Annotated in this window: 17 protein-coding genes and 2 pseudogenes; 9 read left to right on the top strand and 10 right to left on the bottom strand. The window is 65.0% G+C overall.

Annotation, left to right across the window (positions count from 1 at the left end; all coding sequences use genetic code 11):
- Positions 1-233, top strand: a pseudogene (locus Q0L57_RS19890) (elongation factor P); the annotation flags it as partial.
- Between the two features lie 66 nt (positions 234-299).
- On the opposite strand, the gene Q0L57_RS19895 reads toward Q0L57_RS19890, so the two are convergent.
- Entirely contained in the window at positions 300-1,238 is a 939-nt protein-coding gene (locus Q0L57_RS19895; RefSeq protein ID WP_296744741.1) for a LysR family transcriptional regulator, read from the bottom strand.
- 210 nt (positions 1,239-1,448) lie between these two features.
- Here Q0L57_RS19895 and Q0L57_RS19900 point away from each other — a divergent pair, with 210 nt between their 5' ends.
- Positions 1,449-1,775, top strand: a complete 327-nt coding sequence (locus tag Q0L57_RS19900) for a nuclear transport factor 2 family protein (protein WP_296744742.1) — start codon at positions 1,449-1,451, stop codon at positions 1,773-1,775.
- Positions 1,776-1,948: 173 nt separating this feature from the next.
- A complete protein-coding gene (locus tag Q0L57_RS19905) occupies positions 1,949-3,022 on the top strand; it encodes an aldo/keto reductase (protein ID WP_296744743.1) in 1,074 nt (357 codons plus the stop codon).
- Between the two features lie 67 nt (positions 3,023-3,089).
- On the opposite strand, the gene Q0L57_RS19910 is transcribed toward Q0L57_RS19905, so the two are convergent.
- The 6 genes from Q0L57_RS19910 to Q0L57_RS19935 all read right to left on the bottom strand — a co-directional run bounded on the left by Q0L57_RS19910 (position 3,090) and on the right by Q0L57_RS19935 (position 12,814).
- On the bottom strand, positions 3,090-5,222 hold the full coding sequence (locus Q0L57_RS19910) for a tetratricopeptide repeat protein (protein WP_296744744.1): 2,133 nt from the start codon (positions 5,220-5,222) through the stop codon (positions 3,090-3,092).
- Positions 5,219-6,277, bottom strand: coding sequence for a glycosyl hydrolase family 8 (locus Q0L57_RS19915; RefSeq protein WP_296744745.1), 1,059 nt, complete (start codon positions 6,275-6,277; stop codon positions 5,219-5,221). Before Q0L57_RS19915 ends, Q0L57_RS19910 begins: the two co-directional genes overlap by 4 nt.
- Entirely contained in the window at positions 6,274-8,631 is a 2,358-nt protein-coding gene (locus Q0L57_RS19920) for a cellulose biosynthesis cyclic di-GMP-binding regulatory protein BcsB (RefSeq protein ID WP_296744746.1), read from the bottom strand. Before Q0L57_RS19920 ends, Q0L57_RS19915 begins: the two co-directional genes overlap by 4 nt.
- The gene (bcsA, locus tag Q0L57_RS19925) at positions 8,628-10,823 is read right to left on the bottom strand and encodes a UDP-forming cellulose synthase catalytic subunit (RefSeq protein WP_296744747.1); all 2,196 of its coding nucleotides are present in this window, start codon (positions 10,821-10,823) and stop codon (positions 8,628-8,630) included. Before bcsA ends, Q0L57_RS19920 begins: the two co-directional genes overlap by 4 nt.
- Before the next feature lie 163 nt (positions 10,824-10,986).
- A complete protein-coding gene (gene bcsN / locus Q0L57_RS19930; RefSeq protein ID WP_296744748.1) occupies positions 10,987-11,877 on the bottom strand; it encodes a cellulose biosynthesis protein BcsN in 891 nt (296 codons plus the stop codon).
- A 274-nt stretch (positions 11,878-12,151) separates the two neighbouring features.
- Positions 12,152-12,814, bottom strand: coding sequence for a metalloregulator ArsR/SmtB family transcription factor (locus Q0L57_RS19935; RefSeq protein ID WP_296744749.1), 663 nt, complete (start codon positions 12,812-12,814; stop codon positions 12,152-12,154).
- Positions 12,815-12,927: 113 nt separating this feature from the next.
- Here Q0L57_RS19935 and Q0L57_RS19940 point away from each other — a divergent pair, with 113 nt between their 5' ends.
- The 3 genes from Q0L57_RS19940 (at position 12,928) to Q0L57_RS19950 (ending at position 16,113) form a co-directional block, all read left to right on the top strand.
- Entirely contained in the window at positions 12,928-13,659 is a 732-nt protein-coding gene (locus tag Q0L57_RS19940) for an MBL fold metallo-hydrolase (RefSeq protein ID WP_296744750.1), read from the top strand.
- Positions 13,656-14,912, top strand: coding sequence for an MFS transporter (locus Q0L57_RS19945; RefSeq protein WP_296744751.1), 1,257 nt, complete (start codon positions 13,656-13,658; stop codon positions 14,910-14,912). The genes Q0L57_RS19940 and Q0L57_RS19945 overlap by 4 nt, the downstream gene beginning before the upstream one ends.
- Positions 14,913-15,024: 112 nt before the next feature.
- Positions 15,025-16,113, top strand: a complete 1,089-nt coding sequence (locus Q0L57_RS19950) for an acyltransferase family protein (protein WP_296744752.1) — start codon at positions 15,025-15,027, stop codon at positions 16,111-16,113.
- Positions 16,114-16,143: 30 nt separating this feature from the next.
- Here the strand turns inward: Q0L57_RS19950 and Q0L57_RS19955 are convergent, their stop codons facing one another.
- Together Q0L57_RS19955 and Q0L57_RS19960 are read right to left on the bottom strand one after the other, a co-directional pair.
- Positions 16,144-16,806 carry a PQQ-binding-like beta-propeller repeat protein gene (locus Q0L57_RS19955; protein WP_296744753.1) on the bottom strand — a complete coding sequence of 221 codons (663 nt, stop codon included), beginning with the start codon at positions 16,804-16,806 and terminating at the stop codon, positions 16,144-16,146.
- A 30-nt stretch (positions 16,807-16,836) separates the two neighbouring features.
- Positions 16,837-18,057, bottom strand: coding sequence for a helix-turn-helix domain-containing protein (locus Q0L57_RS19960; protein WP_296744754.1), 1,221 nt, complete (start codon positions 18,055-18,057; stop codon positions 16,837-16,839).
- 110 nt (positions 18,058-18,167) lie between these two features.
- On the opposite strand from Q0L57_RS19960, the gene Q0L57_RS19965 reads away from it, so the two are divergent.
- Positions 18,168-18,917, top strand: coding sequence for a DUF899 family protein (locus Q0L57_RS19965; protein ID WP_296744755.1), 750 nt, complete (start codon positions 18,168-18,170; stop codon positions 18,915-18,917).
- Positions 18,918-19,064: 147 nt separating this feature from the next.
- Positions 19,065-19,265: pseudogene (locus Q0L57_RS19970) on the top strand (hypothetical protein); the annotation flags it as partial.
- Positions 19,266-19,316: 51 nt separating this feature from the next.
- Here Q0L57_RS19970 and Q0L57_RS19975 read toward each other — a convergent pair.
- On the bottom strand, positions 19,317-20,381 hold the full coding sequence (locus tag Q0L57_RS19975; RefSeq protein WP_296744756.1) for a helix-turn-helix domain-containing protein: 1,065 nt from the start codon (positions 20,379-20,381) through the stop codon (positions 19,317-19,319).
- Positions 20,382-20,555: 174 nt separating this feature from the next.
- On the opposite strand from Q0L57_RS19975, the gene Q0L57_RS19980 reads away from it, so the two are divergent.
- Complete coding sequence (locus Q0L57_RS19980; RefSeq protein WP_296744757.1) at positions 20,556-21,437, top strand: ABC transporter substrate-binding protein; 882 nt, start codon at positions 20,556-20,558, stop codon at positions 21,435-21,437.
- Position 21,438: the final 1 nt, after the last annotated feature.

Genomic DNA, 21,438 nt, shown 5'->3' on the forward strand with positions numbered 1-21,438 from the left:
TGCAGCTGGCGCAGTTCAACGGCGTGCCGATCTCGCTGGTGCTGCCGCAGCGCGCTACTTTCGAAGTCGTCGAGACCGAGCCGGTCACCAAGGGCCAGACGGCGTCCTCCTCCTACAAGCCCGCAGTGCTTTCCAACGGCGTGCGCACCACCGTGCCGCCGCATATCTCGGCCGGCACGCGCGTGGTGGTGATGACCGCCGACGGCTCCTACGTCGAGCGCGCCAAGGACTGAGGCTGACGGCAGCCCAGGAAATAGCAGAGATCTTCCGCGCCGCCAGCGATAGACGTTGGCGGCGTCTTAGTCTCTACGCAGTTCACGCGCTTCGGTGGCCGGTCCATCAAGGTCTCGGTCAAGCAGACAGTCGATGAACGCGCGGAGCGCGGGCGTCGGCGAGCGCCGGTTCGAGTAGTAGAGAAAGAGCCCGGGGAAGGTCGGCGACCAGTCGGCGAGGACGCGCACAAGACGGCCCTCCTCGATCGTTTCGTAAATGCGGCGATCGTCGTAGGCATAGAGTATGCCGAGGCCCTGCAACGCCCCCTCCAGGACAACCTCCTGCAAGCTGGAGACAAGCGGGCCCTCGACGTTCATTTCGAGCGATTTCTTCCCCTTTTGAAACTCCCACCGATAGACGTTCCCTGCGCCGGGAAAGCGCCAGTTGATGCAATCATGCTGGTGGAGATCCGCGGGCGTCCTGGGCACGCCGCGACGCGCGAAATAGTCCGGCGAGGCAACCGCCATCATCTGCATGTCGGGTGTGAGCCGCAGCGCGACCACGTCCTTTTCGAGCCGTTCGCCGATCCTGATGCCGGCGTCGAAGCGTCCGGCGACGATGTCGCTGAGGCCGTCGTCGATAAAGAGATCGAGGACGACGTCGGGATTGAGGCGATGGAAGCGCCCGAGCCGCGGCGCAATGAGCTTCGTGGCGGCCATGCCTGGCGTGTTGATGCGAAGGACGCCGGCGGCCCGGCCCGTTGCCGAAACCGCGTCGGCGACGGCGGCCTCCATCTCAGCCATCGTAGGCAGGAGTCGATCGTAGAGCCGTTGGCCGATGATGGTGGGAGCCACGCTCCGGGTCGTGCGGTTGAGAAGCCTGACGCCGAGCCTTGCTTCCAGCTGGCGGATTGTCTGGCTGAGCGCCGAGGCGGACATGCCGAGATGTTTCGCGGCCTGAGCGAAGCTCGCTCGCTCGACGACAGCGGCGAAGGCCCGCAATTCGGCGAAGTCCGATCCGCGCATTATACACCGCTCGATCAATAATCCGGTTACATAATACCCGACTTTCCGCTCTTCGGCACCGGTTGGTTGGCGCGGATTATGCCTCGATTTCTCAATGGGCCATTCAGATTCCGGGGCATTCACTTAACGATGCGCTGGGCACATCTGCGTTCGTGAAACGCGTGGGTCACAGAATCCCAGCCCCCCGCTTCCAGCCGAAGGAGACTGATCATGACACTCCATCTACCCGACCCCATTGCCGCGTATTTCGCTGCTGACAAGCGTGATGGCCAAGCCGTGGCGCGCTGCTTCACGAAAGACGCAACAGTCAAAGATGAACGGCGTACATACGCCGGTCTGCAGGAGATCAGGAGGTGGAGGACGGAGGTGTCGGACAAGTACACCTACACGTCCGAGCCATTTGCGATCCAGGAAGCCGATGGCCTCACCATCGTCAAAAGCCATCTGGCTGGGAACTTCCCGGGCAGCCCCGTCGATCTCAGATACTTCTTCCGGCTCGAGCGCGGGAAGATTTCCTTTCTGGAGATCATCCCATGAGCATCGAGCTCAGGAACCAGGCCGGCGCGGGGGGCATCCAGGCGCCTCCATTATATATCTGAAACCTCATAACCTATCCACATAATACCAGATTATCTTATGTCTTCCTTCCGGGCATTGTGGATCCAAGGACGTTTTCGGTCCGACAGAACCCAAATCAAAGGAGCACCCCAATGACCCGGTCTTTCGACCTTACTTCATACCGCCTGCTCGGCCGTTCCGGCCTTCGGATTTCCCCTCTTGCCCTTGGCACGATGACCTTCGGGGCGGACTGGGGCTGGGGCGCTGAGAAGGACGAAGCGCGCCGCATCTTCGACGCTTACGTCGATCGCGGCGGCAACTTCGTCGATACGGCGAACGCCTACACCAACGGTTCCTCCGAACGCCTTGTCGGCGAGTTCGCGCAGGGCAAGCGTGAGCGGCTGGTGATCTCGACCAAATACACGATGGCAACGCGACCGGGCGATCCGAACTCGGGCGGCAACCACCGCAAGAGCATGATCGCTTCGGTCGAGGAAAGCCTGCGGCGACTGAAGAGTGACCACATCGACCTGCTCTACGTCCACCAGTGGGATGACCTTACCCCGGTCGAAGAGATCTTGCGCGGGCTGGACGATCTGGTCCGCCAGGGCAAGGTGCTCTATCTCGGCCTTTCGGATATTCCCGCATGGCAGGTTTCGCGCATGCAGGCGATTGCCGATCTGCGCGGCTGGACGCGGTTCGTTGCATTGCAGAGCGAATACAGCCTTATCGAGCGCACCTCCGAGCGCGACCTGATCCCGATGGCGAATGAAATGGGCATGGGCTTCATGCCCTGGTCGCCGCTGGCCAATGGCGTGCTGTCGGGCAAATACAGCCGCGCCGATCTTGGCACCTCGCAGGCAGGCATAGAAGGATCGCGCAAGGCCGTTGCCGGCGCTCACGGCTCGCTTTCGGAGCGCAGCCTCGCAATTGCTGAGGTCGTCGGCGACATCGCACGGGAAGCAGGCATCTCCTCGGCGCAGGTGGCGCTCGCCTGGGTCATGTCAAACTCTGGCGTGGCGGCCCTGTTGCTAGGGGCACGAACGCTGCAGCAGCTTGAGAGCAACCTCGGCGCGGTCGAGGTGACCCTGGATGCCGAGCAATTGGCAAGGCTTGAGGCGGCGAGCGCCATCGAGCTCGGCTTCCCGCACGACATGCTCTCGCGCTCGCTCATCCGCGATGCGGTGACCGGCGGTACGCGGCGCCCGGAACGCAAGTGGTTGTAGGCCGCAGTGGCCTTCTTTGAGGCGGCGCTGAATGCCCTAGGGAACCAAGCGCCGCCGCCGACGACCGTTATTGCGTGTTTGTCTGGCGGGCGGCCTGGAGGTCGTTCAGCCCCTTCAGCGCATCGTGGTTGCCGGTCGCTGCGGCGGCGCGGAACACCTGCTCGGCATCGGCGAACCGGCGCAGCTTCAAATAGGCGTAGCCGCGCAACACCATCAGGCCGGTGCGCTCAGGCGCGATGCGCGAACGCTCGTCGAGCGCCAGGATCGCCTCATTGTACCGGCCCTGATCGAAAGCCGTGCTCGCTTGCGTCTCCAGCAGCGCCGTGCGGATCTCGATGCTGCGCTCGGAATCCATCGGCGCCTGTGATGCCGACACGGCAGCCCTATCGGTCAGGCCGGCCCGCAGGTAAGCCAGGCTTTGGCCATAGGCGGCATCGGCGCGCGTCTTGCCGGACCCGCCCAACGCGACTTCGAAAGCGGCAGCCGCCTCGATCGGCCTGTTGACCTGCATGAGACACCAGCCTCGCGTCAACGCCGCTTCGGGCGGCATTGACGAAGGATCGAGAGTGGTGGAACAGCCGCGCACCACCTGCCGGGCCCGGCCGGCCTGCGCCACGCGCTGGCCCTGTGCCGTCCCGTCCTGAGCCACTGGGCGCCGGCGCAAGGGCTGATCTTCGCGAGCTTCGTCGGGCGCCGCGGCGGTTTTCCTGCGCTTGCCCAGCGCCGAGGTCTCGATGCTGCGTTCGCCAACCGTGGGTATCCGTTCGGATCGACCGGCCCATGCCGTCTGGATTTCCTTGACGCCCGCCTTGTCGCCGACTTTCCAGCGCGTCAGCGCCAACCCGTAGGCCGATGGCTCGTCGTCCGGCTTCCAGTCGAGCGCCAACTTGAACCATTGGGCCGCGGTCTGCGGCTGGTTGAGGGAGTCGGCGTACCAACCTAGCTGCTGGGCGGAGGCTGCGTCCTTCGCAGCATAGACCGCCTGCACCATGCGCTGCAGCACTTCGGGCTTGAGCGGCGGGGGCGGCGTCACAGCGAGCAGGTTCGCTACCGCCGCCAAGTAAACCTTACGTGTGTCGTCGTCGGTATCGCGCCACTGGGCGAGGATGTCCTCTGCCTCGGCCGGGCGGTTCAGATTGATCAAGGCGAGCGCCAGGCCCTGCGAGGATTTTGCCGTGTTCTCCTTATCGTGCGCCTTGCTGAACCAGGTCTCCGCCGCCTGCGGATTGTCGCGGCGCACATAGTACCAGCCGAGCAGCAGATCGTCGGCCGCCAGCCCGCCGTCCTTGGCAAGGCCTTCGACCGTCGCGATATCGGCATCCGGGATGACGAGCTTCGGATCGGCGTCGGCATTGGCGAGGCTCTGCCTGGCGATGTCGCCGCGGAGCGCCGCGAACTCCCCCTTGCCGTCCGGCGTCTTCTGCTCGGTCGCCAGCAGCTGGTCGAGGTTCTGCCGCGACAACAGCGGCAGCGCCTTCTGGATGGTGGCGTAGCGTTCCTCGGGCTTCTTGCAGTTGTTCAGGACGTAGAGATACGCGTCCCTGGCGCGATCCTCGCGCTTGGTCTCGGCAAATGCCTCCGCCACGCGCCAAAGCACGTCGACGTCACCGCATGTGAGCAGGCTTGGATTGCTCGAGCCGACGCGGACGACGGCGTCGTACTGCTTGAGGTTCGAGGCATTGACCAGCTGTTCCCTCGCTTCCGCAACCGCCAGCCGCTGCATGAGGTCGGCCGGCGGTTGCCACCCGGCCTGCGCGGTCTGCCGGTCGGCGATCGCCTTGCGAAGCTCGGCCAGCTTGCCGTCCGAATAGAGCTTCCACATCTGGTCGAGCTGCGGATCGCCCTGCTGGCGCACCGCCAATGGATTTGCCGGTGGCGTCCAGTCCGGATAGAGCGCCTTCAATCGGGCGATCTCGGCGTTCAGTCGCTTGGTGTCGCCCTTGGCGGCAAAGTAGCGAAGCGCCGTCTCATCGACGTTTTGCGACGACGACGGAACCGCCGCAGGCGCCGTGTCGGCGCCGGATGACTGGCCACCTTGCGCGACGCTCACCGGTTTCGAAGGGCCATCCTGCTGCGCCTGCGCGCCGGCGGATTGCCCGGCACCGGGCAAAACCACGGGCCTTGAGAAATACCCGCCCTGGTGCATCACGAACGCACCAAGCAGGGCCGTGCCGGCGAGTATGAGAAATGCCGGCCTCATAGGCACTCCGGATGATGGCGGCGCGCATAGGCGAGCGCGAGCAACTGGAGGGTCGACGGATAATAATCGGTCGGCTGGAACGACTTCAGGTCCTCGGCGATCGGCTTGCGGTCGAGAACGCAGGAAACCAGCGCCGGGATGATGCGGTAACCGCTGTCGGCGAGCAGCTGGCGCGTCTGCCCGGTCGCGATATCGACGATGCGGACACGGCCCTGGTCGTCAGGCATTCCGGCCATGAAAGGCGCAAGCAGGTCGCGGTCGTGGATGCCGGCTCGCACCAGGTAGAGCGGAATGCGGAGCGCGTTGTAGCTGAACTCCTGCGGAAAACCGTCGGCCACGGCGGGGCTTGTCTTCAGCGAGACCCAGTCGGGCGGCAGGTCGGACGGGCCGATCTTCATCGACCGCACAAGCAACGTCCTGCCGTTCGCGGCGAGTTCGCTCCAGGGGCCGTTCGGCGCCAGCTCCGCCATGGCCGGAAGCGCTTCGAACACCCAGTAGGACGGATTGACCACCGGGCCGTCGGCGCGGTCGCGCGCGGCAAAACCGGAATTGCCGGGCTTCAGCACGACAAGGTCGCCGACGGTTTCCAGGCTGCCGGATGCGAGCGCCGTCGCGATCCCGGCCGCGGCCTGCGACAGGTCGGGGCGATGCCATGCGTCGCCGGCGAGCGCCAGGCCGTAGGCGATCAGCAAGTCGCCGTCGGACGCATTGTTTGTATCGCTGATATGCGGGCTGGCCGCCGGGTCCCACTTCCAGGCGGCGAGGCCGTCGTCGCGGACCATCATTTCCGTGCGCGTGAACGCCCAGATGCGGTCGAAATCACCCCGGTTGCCGGCAAGATAGGACAAGAGCAGCCCGTAACCTTGACCTTCGCTGTGACTGATCCCGCCATTGGCGTTGTCGACGATTCGTCCGGCCGGGTCGAGGAACTTATCCTTGTAGAGCGCCCATTCCTTCGGCGCGATCGCGGGCGCGGCCAGGCTCCGGCCAGCCGGCGCGATCAGGGCGGCGAGCATTGCGAGGGCGATGAGACCTGCCTGGAGCGAAATGTTCATTTGTGGCGCCCCAGCGATCCAAGCAGTCCGGCCGTGGCGAGCCCAAGCAGGATGGAGAGCACCGTCAGCACCACCGCGTAGGACAACGCATTCGCCGACAGCCAGTTGGCGGCGATGAGGCGGTAGTTGGCGAGCGAGAACGGCTGCGTCTCGACGAAGTCGAAATGCGTGACCGGCTGCGTGGCGACCTTGTCATCACCGGTATCGACGGTCGTCAGGTGTCCTCCGATCTGCCGCCAGGTGCGTTGTTGCGTCAGCGTGCGCACTCCCTCGCGCAGCGCACTGGCGGTCGGCGCGGTCACCAGGGTCCAGGTGCCGCCGGCCGTCGGACTGGTCTCCTGGGCGACAAGCAGGCTGGCGCTGCCTTGCGGGGTGTATTCGGGCGGCCGACCCGGGAAAACGCGGAAGGAATCCATCGAGATGTTGAAGGTTCGGTTCATCCAGTCCTCGAACGAACTGACCTGTCCCCGCCAGCCGCTGCCGCGCAGCTTCTTGCGCCATTCGTCGAAGGTCGTTTCGGTGTTCGGCTTGATGGACGAGACCGCCTCGCCCCAGCCCGAGGAGCTGTTGCCTGAGACGCCGACCTGCGCCAGCACAGCCGGCGGAACCTGCGACAGCGCACTGATGAAGATGGCGTTGCGGTCGGCGACCGCGGAAGCTGCGGTCGATGAATCCACCCCGATCAGTCGGCCCGCGGCGACCGACATGCGCGCCATCAGCGTCACGCCCGCCGATACCGTCTCGGACTGCGCGCGGTCCATGATCAGAGGCAGCGCATAGTCGGCCCGGCCGTAGGGAAAGCCGGTGCCGCTGATCGCCGCGAGATCCGGGGTGCGCGCGACCCGCGCGAAGTCCGGCATGACGAATTCCGACGTGTCGAAGACTGCAAAGCGCGGGCCGCCCTGCCCCGTCGCGCCCGGTGCGCAGACGGCGTCGGCCTGGGTCAGGAGCACCGCCTCGAGTGCGACGTTGTTGTCGCCCGGCCGGAAGTGGCGCATCGTTACCTTGATCGGAAGATGCCGCAGGATCTCACCGCCGGTCGTGGTGATGGGCACGGTGGCGGCGATGTTGTCGTTGACATAGACGTCGATGTGGCTGCCTGGCAGCACATCTTGCGAATAGGCGGCGTCGAGCAGGATGGTCGCTTGGCCGTATGCGCCGGCATAGAAATCGGACGGCACGCCGACAGTGAAATCGGTGCGAAAGCGGCGGCCCGGGAACTGCAGCGTGCTCACGCCGAGGTCAAAGAATTTGAGATTGCTCGCGCCGGTCAGCATCGGCACGTCTGGCGTGCGCCAGTTGCGCGTGCCGAGGCTGGTGCGCAAGCTGCCCGCCGGGCGGTCGACCTGCCTGGCGATGTCGTCGATCGCCATGTCGATCGCCTGCCAGTTCGGCCCGCTGACGACCAGGGTCGAAGGGCCGAGCTTGGGGTCGTCGACCAGCGTGGCGACCGGACCAGCCTGCGCGCCGACCGGCACCATCGCCAACACCCTGGATATCTCGGAGGCGGGCCCGACGACGACGTTGGCGGCACCCGGGCCTGCCTGGGGCGAGCCATCCTCGGTGACCTCGAATGCCTGGTTCGGCATGTTGGCCATCAGCGCCAGAGCTTCGCCGAGCCGCACGGTCGGCGCGGTCGACGCCGCCTGGGCCATGGACGGCACAATCATATTGAAGGTCGTGGCCCCGCTCTCGTCGACCCCGATGGCGCGCAGATCCTCGACCCGCTTCCAGCGGCCGGCCTCGGCGCCATCGAAGGAGAAGAAGGTGCGCGCCAGGTCGATCTGCGTCCACAATTCGTAGGTCGACTGGATGCTGCAATCGGTGCGGTGCCGCTGCACGGCGGAAATCGTGACGTCGTTCAGCCCGGCATGCAGGACCCTCGGCGGCACGATGGCGACCGTGTCGGCGGCCTTGTCCGAAGCTGCGATCGGCTGGTCGACAACCTTGGTGCCGTTGATCGAAACGGTCATGCGCGACGTTTCCGGCGCCACGACGATCGCGTTCTGGTAGCCGAGATGGAGTTCGGTCGCGGCGGCCGCCTGCTCGGGCGTGAGGAAGACGGACCAGGACCGCTGCGAATATTCGCCGGAAAAGACCAGTTCACTGAACGGAACGAAGTAGCGCTTGGCTGGCTGCGCCGTGGCTTGCCGTATCTCTGGCTGGGCCGGCAATTCCGTGCCTGCAGCCGGTGCCGTGCCGCCCGGCGGCGTGGCTTGGGGAGCGGGTTGGACCGGGGGCGGCGCGATGGGCTGGGCAGGCGCAGGCGGTCTTTCGCCGGACATGTCGAAAGGAGTCTGCGCCACGGCCGGCGACGCGGCGAACAGGACGAGCAGCAGCCAGGCGCCCTTCATGGCCGCTTCTCCGCAAGCTGGCCGACCGGCGCGCGCTTGCCCCTGCCGCTCAGGTCGCGCCAGAAATAGACCAAGCCGCGATAGGTCTGGAAAATCGCCAGGCGCAGGAACCAGGCGGTGCCGCGCAGCAGCCCTGGATTGCCCCGGCGCGAAAGCTGGAACTGCTCCCACTGCTTGGAGTTGGCGAAAATGAGGTCGGCGACCAGCCGGTGATGCACCGCTTCACTCGGCTGGTAGAGGCAGCCGACCGCGATGCCGTCGGAGGTCCGCTCGAAATTCCTGATCGTCACCGGCAGCACGGCTTCGGTGCCGTCCGCGAACATCTTGAAACGGATGCCGGCCCTTGCATCCTTGGCCAGGTCCTCCAGTTCCACGCCGAGCACGGTGAGGCGGGCGCCGAAGGCCGAGACGTTCTCGATCGTGCCCTTGTGCCACTTGCCATTGATCTCGAAATCGGCGCGGCGGCTGACCTTGACCCGTCGCGTGGCGGCACGCTCGCCGCGCTCCGAGACGACACCGAGCGCGCAGCCAGCCATGATCAGGTTGAGCAAGTTCCAGCCGCCGACAACAAGTGTGACATCGGCCTTATAAGGCTCGGCATAGACCTTGTAGGCCGTCATTGCGACGCCGATCAGCAGCACGCCGAAGATGACGAAGAACGGCTTGGCTATCTCCGAAAGCCGGCTGGTCGAGATAGACTCGTCCTTGGCGGTGACCTTGAAGGTCGGCTTGCGCGGATTGAGGATGACCGAAATGACAGCCGGCAAAAGATGCACGGTCTGCACATATTCATAGAGTTCCGAGATCCACGGCCAGCGGAAAGCGCCGTAGAGGTAGTTCTGCATCATCAGGTTCACGATCATGTAGCTCAGCGTGTAAGCCATGAACTCGCCGCCCGAGGCGGTGAATATCTGCAGGTCGAAGAACAGGTAAAACAGCGGCGCCACCAGGAAGATGGCGCGTGGGAACGGGAACAGCCAGAACAGCGTCGACGACATGTAGCAGAGGCGTTGCGGGATCGAGAGGCCGCGCTTCAGCGGGGGGAAGCGGAAACGCAGGATCTGCATCATGCCTTGCGCCCAGCGGCTTCTCTGGCCGATGAAACTGGCGAAAGTGGCCGGCTGCAGGCCGGCGATCAGGGGTTTGTCGACATAGACGCTGTGCCAGCCGCGCGCGTGCAGCTCGACGGCCGTCTCGCAGTCCTCGGTGATGCTGACGCCGCTGAAACCGTTGGTCTCGCCAAGCGCGGAGCGTCGCAGAACGGCCGCCGAGCCGCAGAAGAAGGACGCATTCCATTTATCGAGGCCGCGCTGGATGATGCCGTAGAACATCTCGTTCTCCGACGGCATCTTCTCGAAGGTCCTGAGATTGCGCTCGACGGGATCCGGATTGAGGAAGAAGTGCGGGGTCTGCACCAGGAACAGGCGTGGGTCCTCATCGAAATAGCCGACCGTCTCCTTCAGGAAGTCTCGCGCCGGAGCGTGATCGGCATCGAACACCGCGATCAATTCACCGGTCGATTTCGAAAGCCCGTTGTTGAGATTGCCAGCCTTGGCGTGCTCGTTGCGGTCGCGTGTCAGGTAGTTGACGCCGAGGTCGGCGGCGAGCTTCTGCAACTGTGCATGACGGCGCTCGGCGTTGTTGGCGTCGGCGATGCGGTCGGCGTTGCGCTTCTGCAGCGTGCCGCCGTCGTCGAGCAACCAGACGGTGAACCTATCCTGCGGATAATCCATGCCGCGCGCCGCGGCCATGGTGTTGGCGAGCAGTTCCGGATCCTCGTTGTAGGTCGGGATGAACACGTCGACGGTGGGCAGCCGGTCGTTGGAGTTGGCGCGCGAAGGGCGCGAGGGCAGCGGCGACGCGACGACGAAAAGGCTCAGCGCCAGCATCATCACGCTGTAGAGTTCAGCCAGGTAGAGCAGCACGCCGGGAATGAAATTCTCGAGCTGGTTGACGGGCGGCAGCGTGGAGGTGGTGCGCCAGTAGACGTAGCGCATGACGATGGCCGTGCCGAAGGCGAGCGCCACAAGCCGCCAGATGCCGTCGGGCCGCACCAGCTTCAGGATCATCATGGCGACCAGAACGCTCAGCGAAGCGACGAGCTGGGTTTCCAGGCTGATCGGCAGCGACACCATTGTGAGCACGCAGACCGAAGCCAAGCCCCATTGCAAAACTATCAGGAACTTCCGCATCCATTGCTCCTGCAATCTGCATCGGCCGCAAGCCGCCGCGCGTTATCCGCTCATTCTCAAGCGACCTCCCCTCGCCCGATCGCTACCGCTGTTTCCGGCTCGCGCTACAACCCGTAACGCACGCCCGGATTTCCAGCCCTGGCGAGTTTTGCCGCGATGGTGGTTAACGAGTTGTTTCTCCCTTGCCCTGGCTGCAACCTGAACCTGCATCTGCCTGCGCGCATGGCGGCGGCGGAACGATCGTGGCCGCTCCGGACGAGCCGGCGGCCGGTGCCGCCACCACGGCCTTGGGCGATTGCGCCCCGGCCGTCTGCCCGCCGGGCGGCGCCGGCACGATGGGGCCGATTGGCTGTGGCAATTCAGGCGTTGCCGGCGTCCGCTCCGCCATGACCTGCTGGCGTGGGATCCGAGGCGCCGGCTTGGCCGCCTCCGGTGGCGACGTCACAGTGCCGAACCGGGTGGCGCCGAGCGGGTAGATCGGATGACCGGACTTGCCGATCGCCTCGTCCGGCGCCGGCGCATTGCCGTAGGGGTTCCAGTTGCGCGTCTTGAAGGATGCGGAAATCGAATAGCCATACATCACGTCGAGCAAATGCTGCTCGGAGGCATTCTGGTCGCAGAGCCGCAACCGCACCTGGACGGAGCCCTTGTTGCCGATCAAGGTCTGGGTGGAGCCGGTGGAGGTGATGCGCTGCCAGCCATAGAGGCAGGTGTCGCCAGAGGCAGCGCGACCGACGGCATAGCCGAAGGGGCCATACTTGTTCTGCACATAGAAAGGCGAGCGTTGCATGCGGATGCCGGGCAGCAACTGCCGCATCTCGGAGCCAACATCGCCGATCGGCAGATAGCCGTCGCGCAGCCTCGCCTCGCCTGCCACAGAAGCATCGACCGGGCCGAACATCTGCACCCGAAGCATGTTCTGGCCGGGTGTGCGGGCCGAGGTCGACAACAGGATGTCCTGCTGCGTGGCGTTGGCGAAGCGCTGCTCCAGCACAGCCGTTACCGCCGGCCCGCCCGGGGCCGGATAGGCGAAGGCTGTTTCGGAAGACACCATGCTTGTGCCGGTGGAATTGGTCAGCGGCGGCGGGCTGGCACAGTTCGCAAGCAATGAGAGCGAAACCAGCCCTGCAGCCTGCATAACGCGATGCAATCCGCCGTTTCGACGACCTTCGGCGCAGGTTTGGTGGGCTCTGGCAAAGTCCATGCGCGCGAAGCTAAGAGATTCGCCTTGATTAACGAAGGATAAATGCAGGTCTTTCAACCTGTCCGGGCATGAAAAACATGGCTGAGTCAAATCAGCCACAATCAGAAGCCCGCCGGTGCTGCCGTCAGGCGATTTCCACCGGAAGACCGGCAGCCTTCCATTCGGGCATGCCGTCCTCCAGCCGCCGCGCGGCAAGCCCGAACAAACGCAGCGCAGCCACCGCCTCGAAGGACATCACACACCAAGGGCCACGGCAGTAGGCGACGATCTCTCGGTTCATGTCGGCAGCGCGGGACCACGCCTTGATCTCGCCAAGCGGAACATTGATCGCGCCGGGCACATGTCCAAGTGCAAACTCGTCCGCCGGGCGGACGTCGATCAGCGTCACCAGCCCATCGCGCATCAGCGTCTGAAGCTCGTGGCGCGTGACCGGCCGCATATCGTCACGCGCATCGAAATAACCGCGCACGATGCGGTCGACCTCGGCGAGCTGCCGCTCGGCGACGGTTCGCACCGAAGCGAAGGCGGAAAGCACGCTCGCATCGGCGAGTGAATAATGCGCGAACTTGCCGTCACGCTCGGCCGAGACGATGCCGGCGCGCCGCAAAGCCTGTAGATGTTGGGAGATGTTGGCGATCGGCTGGCCGAGCTTGGCCGCTAGAGCCTCGACGCTGCGCGTGCCTTGCGCCAGATGCTCGATCATCTCCAGCCGCAACGGATGGCCGAGCGCCTTGGCGACGATCGCGAACTGCTCGTAAAGCGCCTGCTTCGGATTGCGGATTGACATCGCCCTTTCGCTAACGCATCGTCATTCAATAGATTAATTGAATGACATTTTGGAGCTGCGGCTGTCAAGCCGGGCTCGGATTCGGCACAACCGCAGCTTGGAGTGTGAAGCCAATGATCTTCAGGCAGTTCCTGCACACAGACCCGGTCGCCGCCTCCTATCTGTTCGGCTGCGGCGGCAAGGCTTCCGCGGCCGTCGTCGATCCGGTCGGCGACATTGCGCCCTATGTCGAGGCAGCGCGCGCCACCGGCATGCGCATCCTCTATGTCGTCGACACCCACATCCATGCCGATCACATCTCGGCCGGGCGCGCGCTCGCCGAGGCTACAGGCGCGGAATACGTGCTGTTCGAGGGAGCGGAGGCCACCTTCCCGTTCCGGCGCGTGAAGGACGGCGATGTGCTGGAACTCGGCAATGTGACGGCGACCGTGATGCACACGCCCGGCCATACGCCGGAGCACCTCAGCCTCTTGGTCACCGACCGGACGCGGTCGAGCGAACCCTGGTTCGTGCTCACCGGGCATACGCTGATGGTCGGCGACCTCGGCCGCACCGAACTTGCTTCCAGCGCCGAGGACGGCGCCCGGGCGCTTTACGCCAGCGTTCGGCGGCTGAAGGGGTTGCCCGACCATATCGAGGTGCTGCCGGGCGCCTATTCCGGCTCGGTCTGCGGCCGCTCGCTGAGCGGCAAGCCGACATCGACGATCGGCTTCGAGCGGCGCTTCAACAAGGCCTTCCGCATCGAGGACGAAGACCAGTTCGTCGCGGCGATGACCGCCGACATCCCGCCCCCACCGCCGGACGCCGCCAAAACCCGGGCCGCGAATGCCGGGGTGAAATCGTGAGCGCAGCGGCGCCGGCCGTCGCGCTCGGGCTCAAAGCCAACTGGAAGCAGTTCGCGCTGCTGGTGCTGATCAACGCCTTCGTCGGCGGCATGGTCGGCATCGAACGTACAGTCGTTCCGCTGATCGGCGCGGAAGAGTTCGGCGTCGCCTCGACGACGCTCATCGTCTCCTTCATCGTCAGCTTCGGCGTCGTCAAGGCCTGCGCCAACCTCGTTTCGGGCCAACTCGCCGACACTTGGGGGCGCAAGCGCGTGCTGATCCTCGGCTGGCTGTTCGGCCTGCCGGTGCCGTTCATCATCATCTGGGCGCCGAGCTGGGGCTGGATCGTGGCGGCCAACGCGCTGCTAGGCATCAACCAGGGCCTTGCCTGGTCGATGACGGTGATCATGAAGGTGGACCTCGTCGGGCCGAAATCGCGCGGCCTCGCCGTCGGCCTCAACGAGTTCGCCGGCTATCTCGCCGTCGGCGTGACCGCCTTCCTGACAGGCTACCTCGCCAGCCGCTACGGGCTGCGGCCTGTGCCGATCTATCTCGGCGTCGGCTACGCGGTCCTCGGCGCCGTGCTCTCGATCCTGCTGGTGCGCGACACGCGCGAGCATGTGCAACTCGAACTGGCGAACCACGCCAGGCAGGCGTCGCCGCTCAGCTTCCGCGAAATCTTCATGCTGACTTCATTCGGCGACCGCAATCTCTTCGCCGCCTCGCAGGCAGGCCTGGTGAACAACCTCAACGACGGCATGAGCTGGGGGCTTTTCCCGCTGTTCTTCGTCGCCAACGGCCTCGGCGTCGAGCGCATCGGCATCCTCAAGGCGGCCTATCCCGCGGTCTGGGGCATCTTTCAGGTCGCAACCGGGCCGTTGAGCGACCGCTGGGGTCGCAAGGGCCTGATCGTCGCCGGCATGTGGGTGCAGGCGGCAGGGCTGCTGCTCACCGCCATGACGCGCGATTTCGGCTGGTGGCTGCTGGCGAGCGCGCTGCTCGGCCTTGGAACGGCAATGGTCTATCCCAGCCTGATCGCGGCGGTGTCGGACGCATCGCACCCCTCCTGGCGAGCGCGCTCGCTCAGCGTCTATCGCTTCTGGCGTGATCTCGGCTACGCAATCGGGGCGCTGTCCGCCGGCCTGATCGCCGATTTCTTCGGCTTCGCCACCGCTATCGCGGCCATCGCGGCGCTGACTTTTTTGTCGGGCGCGATCGTGGCGGTGGTGATGCGCGAGGGCACATCCAAGGTCTTGTCACCGACCCCAAAATGACGGCCAGCTCGGGTCGCCGGCAAAGTCGCGTTTACGATATCCGAAGCTTCATGCTGCGGGATACCGGCCGGTCCGGTACTATGGGCTGGGGTAGATTTCATTTGAGCTCGACATGAACAGTGCGACGCGCATGCCGTGGGTGGACACGGCAAAGGGCCTTTCGATCATTCTCGTGGTGATGATGTATGCCGCCTACAACACCGGTGAATATACCGGCGGCGTCGGCTTCCTGCATTATGTCATCGGCTTCGCGACGCCTTTCCGCATGCCGGAGTTCTTCCTGATCTCGGGCCTGTTCCTGTCACAGGTGATCGACCGGCCATGGCGGCGCTACGTCGACCGGCGGGTCGTCCACTACCTCTATTTCTACGTGCTCTGGGCGATCATCTCGATCGGGTTGAAGATCGGCATCTACAGCCGCGACCTCGACCAGATGCTGCACGACCTCGCGATGGCCGTCGTCCAGCCCTATGGCGTGCTGTGGTTCATCTACATGCTGGCGGTGTTCGGCATCGTCATACGCCTGCTGCGCGAGCTTCGCGTGCCGCATTGGGTCGTCATCCCCATCGCCGCCGGGCTGCAGATGTGGGCGCCGCGTCCTGACAGCTACGCGATCGAGCAGTTCGCCGCCTATTTCGTCTTCTTCTATGTCGGCTTCGTCATCGCGCCGCTGGTGTTCCGGCTGGTCGCGTGGACGCAGGAACGCCCGGCGCAGGCCGTTGCAGGCCTGCTCGCCTGGGCGGTCGTCAACGGTCTGCTCGTCTATTCGCCGGGCTACTCCGTGCAGCCGACCGAAACGCAGATGGGTCTCGCGGCATGGCCGCCGCTGCATCTCATGCTTGCCGTCGCCGGCGCGCTGGCGCTCTGCGTGCTGGGCGGCTTCCTGTCGAAATTCGCTTCGATGGAGTGGCTGCGCTGGCTGGGCGAGCATTCACTGGCTGTCTATGTCGCCTTCACCATCCCAATGTCGCTGTTCCGCGGCGCAGCACTCTCGAGCGGGCTCTTGACCGACACCGGCTGGCTGAGCCTGGCGGTGCTGCTCGTTTCCGTGATCAGCCCCGTCATTCTGTATTTCATCGTCAAATGGACCGGCTTCGGCACGTTCCTGTTCGAACGACCGGCCTGGGCGCATATCGACGGGACGCCTGCCAAGAATGCCCCGGACAAAGCCATGACGCGGCCGGCGCGCGAGGCGGCCTGATCGGCTGCCCGATCCGTTTCAGGCTGCCTGCTATTTGCCGGCTGCCGAAACCTTGTCCGTGACCCCGGGGCGGCGCACGGCCCGCAGCTTGCCGCTGCCGCCGCCACCGCAGAAGAAGCAGCCGGCGCCGTCGGATTCCATCCCGGAAACACCCAATCCGGCCGGCATCTCCAGCGTCTGCAATACTTCGCCGGTCCGCGGATCGATGCGGCGGATGTCGCTCTCGTCGCCTTCCCAGGTGCCGTGCCAGAGCTCGCCGTCGACCCAGGTGACGCCGGTGACGACGCGGTTCGATTCTATGGTGCGGATCACCTTGCCGGTCTCCGGATCGATCTGATGGATCCTGCGGGCCCGGTGCTGGCCGACCCAGAGCGAACCTTCGGCCCATGCAAGGCCGGAATCGCCGCCATTGCCCGGCGCCGGGATGGTGGCGACGATCTTGCCGTTTGCCGGGTCGATCTTGTGGATACGATCCTCGGCGATCTGGTAGAGGTGCTTGCCGTCGAAGGCGGTTCCGGCATGCGAGGCGACATCGATCGACTGCACGATCGCGCCGCTCTTCGGATCGAGGGCGTTTACCTTGTCGCCGGAAGCGAACCAGACATTCTTGCCATCATAGGTGACGCCGTTGACGCGCTCGGCGCCCGGAAAGGGTCCGTATTCGCGCAGGATCTCGGCGGGTGCTCTCTTCATTTCAATCTCCATTTCAACGATGCCCGCAGATTAATCGCTCGGCAGCGGACCCGGGAGTAACAAGACAGTCGGGTATCCGGTGACCGGCGGCATCATCCAGCGACGCGACCGGCCGCGGCCGACCGCCTGCACCTTGTTTTGAGCAGACAATTCCTCGAGCCCGCGCTGCACCGTGCGCGCGCTGGCGCCGAGCGCGATTGCCAACGCCGAACTCGACCATGCCTCGCCGTCAGCCAGGAATGCCAGCACCGCGCCATGCTCTTCCTCGACGGGCGGCGCCAAAACGACGACCTCGGCTGCCTTGAGCGGGGTCAAGGCAAAACCGCTCGCCGTAGCGCTGATCTCGGCCAGCGCGGCGAGTTCGGCGCGCAGCCGGCCCATCTCCACCCGCAGCCGCGCGCGATGCGACTCATCGGCGTGCCTGGCGCGGAAGGCGCGTTTGAGCAGCGTTTCGCGCGAGGCATCCGCCGGCCATGCTTCGGCGAGCGCGCGCGCAAGCGCGAAGAGGACCGGCCTGGTCGCCAGAGAGACAACCGCATCGGCTTCGCGCACGACATTGCGGCAGGCATCGACGACCAACGCGCCAGTCGCCACCAGCGCCTCGACCTCATCGAGCAGAAGCGGTTTCTCCGCGCCGCGCGCAATGAGCCGGCCGACAGGCACGTTCATAACCAGCGACGCCGTTTCGACCTCGGCCCTAAGCGCCGGGATGTTGGCTTCGTAAGCGGCGAGCGACGCACGGCCGAAAGCGGCGCGCGCCGCCTTCGTTCTCAGGCGCCTGACCGCGATGCCGGCGGCCGCAAGCTCGTGCGCGACGCGCGCGACCGGCGGCAGCGGCGCCGGATCGAAGCCGGCAAGCAGGAGCTCGGCTTCGCCCAGGCGGCCGATCAGGATGAGGCGACGCGCTTCGAGACTGCCGGCATAGGCGGCATTCACGCGATCGCCATGCGACTGAAGCGTCGCACGCGCCGACCGCAGCGCCTTCTCCGGCCAGCCGAGGTCGCGCGACACCAGCGCGATCTCGGCTTCGGCGACGACACAGCGTGCGCGCGCCACCGCTTCCCTGGGGCTAAAGGCCCGCGCCGCGCCTTGCAGCAACGCTTTGGCCTTGGCGAAGTCGCCGAGCTGCGCCATCGCGATGCCGCGCAGGGCCAGCGCCGGCGCGTCGTCGCGCAGCGCGACGCGCTTCAAGGCCCCGAGCGGATCACCCGTGGCCAGCGCGCGGCCGGCGGCATTGATCAGCGAGTCCATTCACCGCCGCCGCAAGCAAATCGCGTCAAACTTGTAACTCCCGCCATCGCATCGTCCGGTCGTAAGCCTGTCCTCGTCATCCACCCAAACCCAAGAACGGGACAAGAGCAATGACCCAGCACATGAAGACACCGCCAATCGTTTCGCAGGAGGCCTGGGAAGGCGCGCATGAGGAAATGCTTGTGAAGGAGAAGGCGTTGACCCGCGCCCGCGACGCGCTCGCCGCCGAACGCCGCCGCATGCCATGGATGCTTGTCGAGAAGGATTACGTCTTCGACGGCCCGAACGGCAAGGCAAGCCTGCTCGACCTCTTCGAAGGCCGCCGCCAGCTCGTCATCTACCGCGCCTTTTTCGAGCCGGGCGTCTATGGCTGGCCGGAGCATGCCTGCCGCGGCTGTTCGCTCGGCGCGGACCAGGTCGGCAACCTCGCCCATCTCAATGCTCGCGACACCACGCTCGCCTATGCCTCGCGCGCACCACAGGCCGACATCGCGCGGCTCAAGCAGCGGATGGACTGGAAGATGCCCTGGTACACCATCACTGACGACTGGGATAAAGATTTCGGCGTCGACCAATGGCATGGCCACAACGTCTTCTTCCGGGACGGCAACCGGGTCTTCCGCACCTATCTCATCAACGTGCGCGGCGACGAAGCAATGGGCACTGTCTGGAGCTATCTCGACGCCACGCCGCTCGGCCGCCAGGAAGTGTGGGAGGATTCGCCCGAGGGCTATCCGCAGACCCCGACCTACAAATGGTGGAACTGGCACGACAATTACGAAGAAGGCGCCGCGCCCGACCAGAGATGGGTCGAGGTGACGGATGTCGGCGAAGCGGCGTTCCGCGAGAAGAGCGCCTGAGCATGGAGCGACTCCGGCGGTGCCGATCGCACCGCCGCAGCCGAGCGTTCCCTACGTTCCCCGTGAGCCCCGACCTTTGCGAAGGTGGAGAAGATGAGCATCGACAATCCCGCCCCTCACCCGACCGCATTGAGCGGTTTCGGCCTCGCCGACTGGCTCTGCCTCGCCGCGGCGCCGACCTTCACGGCCATGGCGCTGCTGACGGCCATCCATGGCGACCAGGACATGATGTGTATGTCGGGCCCCGGCGGCTCGATGCTGAGCGGCATGATGCCGATGTATCTTTTGATGGCCGCGTTCCATTTGGCGCCGTGGCTGAGGCTCGCCGGCAGGCGGGTCGGCCGGTAAAACTTTGGACGTGATGCGCCTCGGCTCCGATACTCTGGTGGCTCCATTCGACTATCCGCGCCGATACCGGAAGTCGCTCGGAGAGCTTTGATATTTTTGCCGGAATGCCGTCGCAAGATGCGCGGAATCGGAAAAACCGGTTTCCAGCGCGATGGCTGTGATCGGCATGGTGCTGTTCTCAACCAGAAACAGCGCGTATCGCAGCCGGGTCTCCAGAATGAAGCGTTTGGGCGTTGTCCCGACATGCTCCTGGAACAGGCGGGCGAACTGTCGCGGTGACAAGCCGACAGTCCGGGCAACCCCCTCGGGCGAGACGTCGCGCCCCTTGCGACTTTCGATCAGCACGATGGCGCGCTGGATGCGCGTGTCGCCGGCATGGCGGTAGGACGTGGCGCGCTCCTGGTTGAAGGCGCTTAATGTCTTCTGCTCGGTCAAGGAGAGCTGGTGAACGGCCTTGGCCGCCCGGTCCGGCCCGCAATGATCGCGGATGAGCTCGGTCATCAGGGACAATACGGAAATGCCGCCCGGCACGGTGATCCTGCCGTTCTCCATGAGGAAGTCATCGCGGACCGACAAGGCCTGCCGGGGGAAGGCAATTCGAAAATCTTCCGCGTGGAACGGGTGGATCGCGGCCTTGCGATCAGCAAGCAGCCCCTCCTCGGCCAAGACGAAGGAACCGGTACACACGCCGATCAGTGGCACGCCGGCCGCGGCCGCGACCCGAACATAATCCCGGTGCGAGGCGGGAGCGGCCCGCAAATGCGGCAGCAGGCCACCGATGACGACGACATAATCGAAGTCCGTCGGGTTGATGTAGGGCGCATCCGACTCCACACGGATGCCGCAGCTTGCAATCGCCGCGAAGCCCGTCTTGCCCATGATCGACCAGCGGCAGTGGAGCGGTCGGGAATTGTCGGCGAAGTCCGCCGCGTGGCGCAGAGGCTCCACGATGCCCGTCAGCGACATCATCGGAAAGGTCGGCCAAAGGAGAATGCCGACGGAAATGTCCGGTTTGTGGTCGCGGACCGAAAGCAGACGTTGCGCCCACAATCCGTCCAGCCAGCTTACATAGTCCGCCTCTTTGCGTTCACCCGAAACTCCACCCTCAATGACCATGGCCGCCTCCCCATCCATACGGTAGACGACCGTGTCACTTTTTCAAAGAAAAAGTCCGTTTCTTACAATTCAGACCCTTTGTTCGGTGCCAGATTGCCCTGCGTCGAACGCGACATCCGGGGTGCCCAAGGCGCTGCCGGACAAGGGGAACCAACAAACTCAAGGATGGAACACATGGCACTTTCTCTTTCGAGAAGGCTGGTGACGTGCGCGCTGCTCGCAGGTGTCGGCTTTTCATTATCCGCGCCCATGGCGCGGGCCTTCGAGCTGGCCGAGCAGGGCAAGCTCACCGTCGCCTTCACCGGCGACATGCCCGGCTCCGGATGGCAGGACGGCAAGATGATCGGCTACGACGGCGAGATCATGCAGAAGATCGCCGACAAGCTGGGTCTCAAAGTCCAGCCGGCGTTGATGGAATGGTCGGGCACCATCGCTTCGGTGCAATCGGGTCGCGTGGACGTCATGCTCGGCACGATGGGCTGGACGGAAAAACGCACCAAGATCATGACGCTTTCCGAGCCGATCCACTATTTCAAGAATGGGATCATGCAGTCCTCGAAGACGAGCTGGGACAAGCTCTCCGATCTCGAAGGCAAGAAGGTCGGAACGATCACCGGCTTCTCCTTCGTGCCGGAGCTGAAGAAGATCAACGGGCTCGAGCTTTCGCTCTACGACACCTCCGACGCCGCCGTCCGCGACCTTATCGCGGGCCGGATCGACGCCGTGATCGGCGATCCTCCGGTCGTGTCCTACGCGATCAAGCAGAACCCCCAATGGAACATGCATTTCCTGGCCTTCACCGACAGCAACCCAGACTATCCCTTGCTCACCGGCCTCGGCCAGGTCGTCTACGGCTTCAACCAGAAGAACGACGACCTGCGACAGAAGGTGGACGCCATCATCGACGAGATGTGGAAGGGCTGTGAAATGAAGGAGATCGGCGCGCGCTACGGCCTTTCCGCCGACGTTTGGTACACTCCCGCCGGCGAGAACTTCCGCGCCGGTGTCGATCGCCCGGCCGACTACAAGCTGCCGTCCTGCAAGGCGGGCGGCTGAC

Origin of the sequence: Mesorhizobium sp. (genome assembly GCF_024509055.1) — a bacterium.
In the GTDB taxonomy this organism is placed as follows: Bacteria; Pseudomonadota; Alphaproteobacteria; order Rhizobiales; family Rhizobiaceae; genus Mesorhizobium.

Coding starts and splice junctions, on each gene's coding strand:
- Q0L57_RS19975 (WP_296744756.1), bottom strand. CDS start 20,381: ATGGTCATTGAGGGTGGAGTTTCGGGTGAACGCAAAGAGGCGGACTAT.
- Q0L57_RS19920 (WP_296744746.1), bottom strand. CDS start 8,631: ATGAAGGGCGCCTGGCTGCTGCTCGTCCTGTTCGCCGCGTCGCCGGCC.
- Q0L57_RS19905 (WP_296744743.1), top strand. CDS start 1,949: ATGACCCGGTCTTTCGACCTTACTTCATACCGCCTGCTCGGCCGTTCC.
- Q0L57_RS19900 (WP_296744742.1), top strand. CDS start 1,449: ATGACACTCCATCTACCCGACCCCATTGCCGCGTATTTCGCTGCTGAC.
- Q0L57_RS19935 (WP_296744749.1), bottom strand. CDS start 12,814: ATGTCAATCCGCAATCCGAAGCAGGCGCTTTACGAGCAGTTCGCGATC.
- Q0L57_RS19915 (WP_296744745.1), bottom strand. CDS start 6,277: ATGAACATTTCGCTCCAGGCAGGTCTCATCGCCCTCGCAATGCTCGCC.
- Q0L57_RS19940 (WP_296744750.1), top strand. CDS start 12,928: ATGATCTTCAGGCAGTTCCTGCACACAGACCCGGTCGCCGCCTCCTAT.
- bcsA (WP_296744747.1), bottom strand. CDS start 10,823: ATGCGGAAGTTCCTGATAGTTTTGCAATGGGGCTTGGCTTCGGTCTGC.
- Q0L57_RS19910 (WP_296744744.1), bottom strand. CDS start 5,222: ATGAGGCCGGCATTTCTCATACTCGCCGGCACGGCCCTGCTTGGTGCG.
- Q0L57_RS19895 (WP_296744741.1), bottom strand. CDS start 1,238: ATGCGCGGATCGGACTTCGCCGAATTGCGGGCCTTCGCCGCTGTCGTC.
- Q0L57_RS19960 (WP_296744754.1), bottom strand. CDS start 18,057: ATGGACTCGCTGATCAATGCCGCCGGCCGCGCGCTGGCCACGGGTGAT.
- Q0L57_RS19980 (WP_296744757.1), top strand. CDS start 20,556: ATGGCACTTTCTCTTTCGAGAAGGCTGGTGACGTGCGCGCTGCTCGCA.
- Q0L57_RS19955 (WP_296744753.1), bottom strand. CDS start 16,806: ATGAAGAGAGCACCCGCCGAGATCCTGCGCGAATACGGACCCTTTCCG.
- Q0L57_RS19950 (WP_296744752.1), top strand. CDS start 15,025: ATGAACAGTGCGACGCGCATGCCGTGGGTGGACACGGCAAAGGGCCTT.
- bcsN (WP_296744748.1), bottom strand. CDS start 11,877: ATGGTGTCTTCCGAAACAGCCTTCGCCTATCCGGCCCCGGGCGGGCCG.
- Q0L57_RS19965 (WP_296744755.1), top strand. CDS start 18,168: ATGACCCAGCACATGAAGACACCGCCAATCGTTTCGCAGGAGGCCTGG.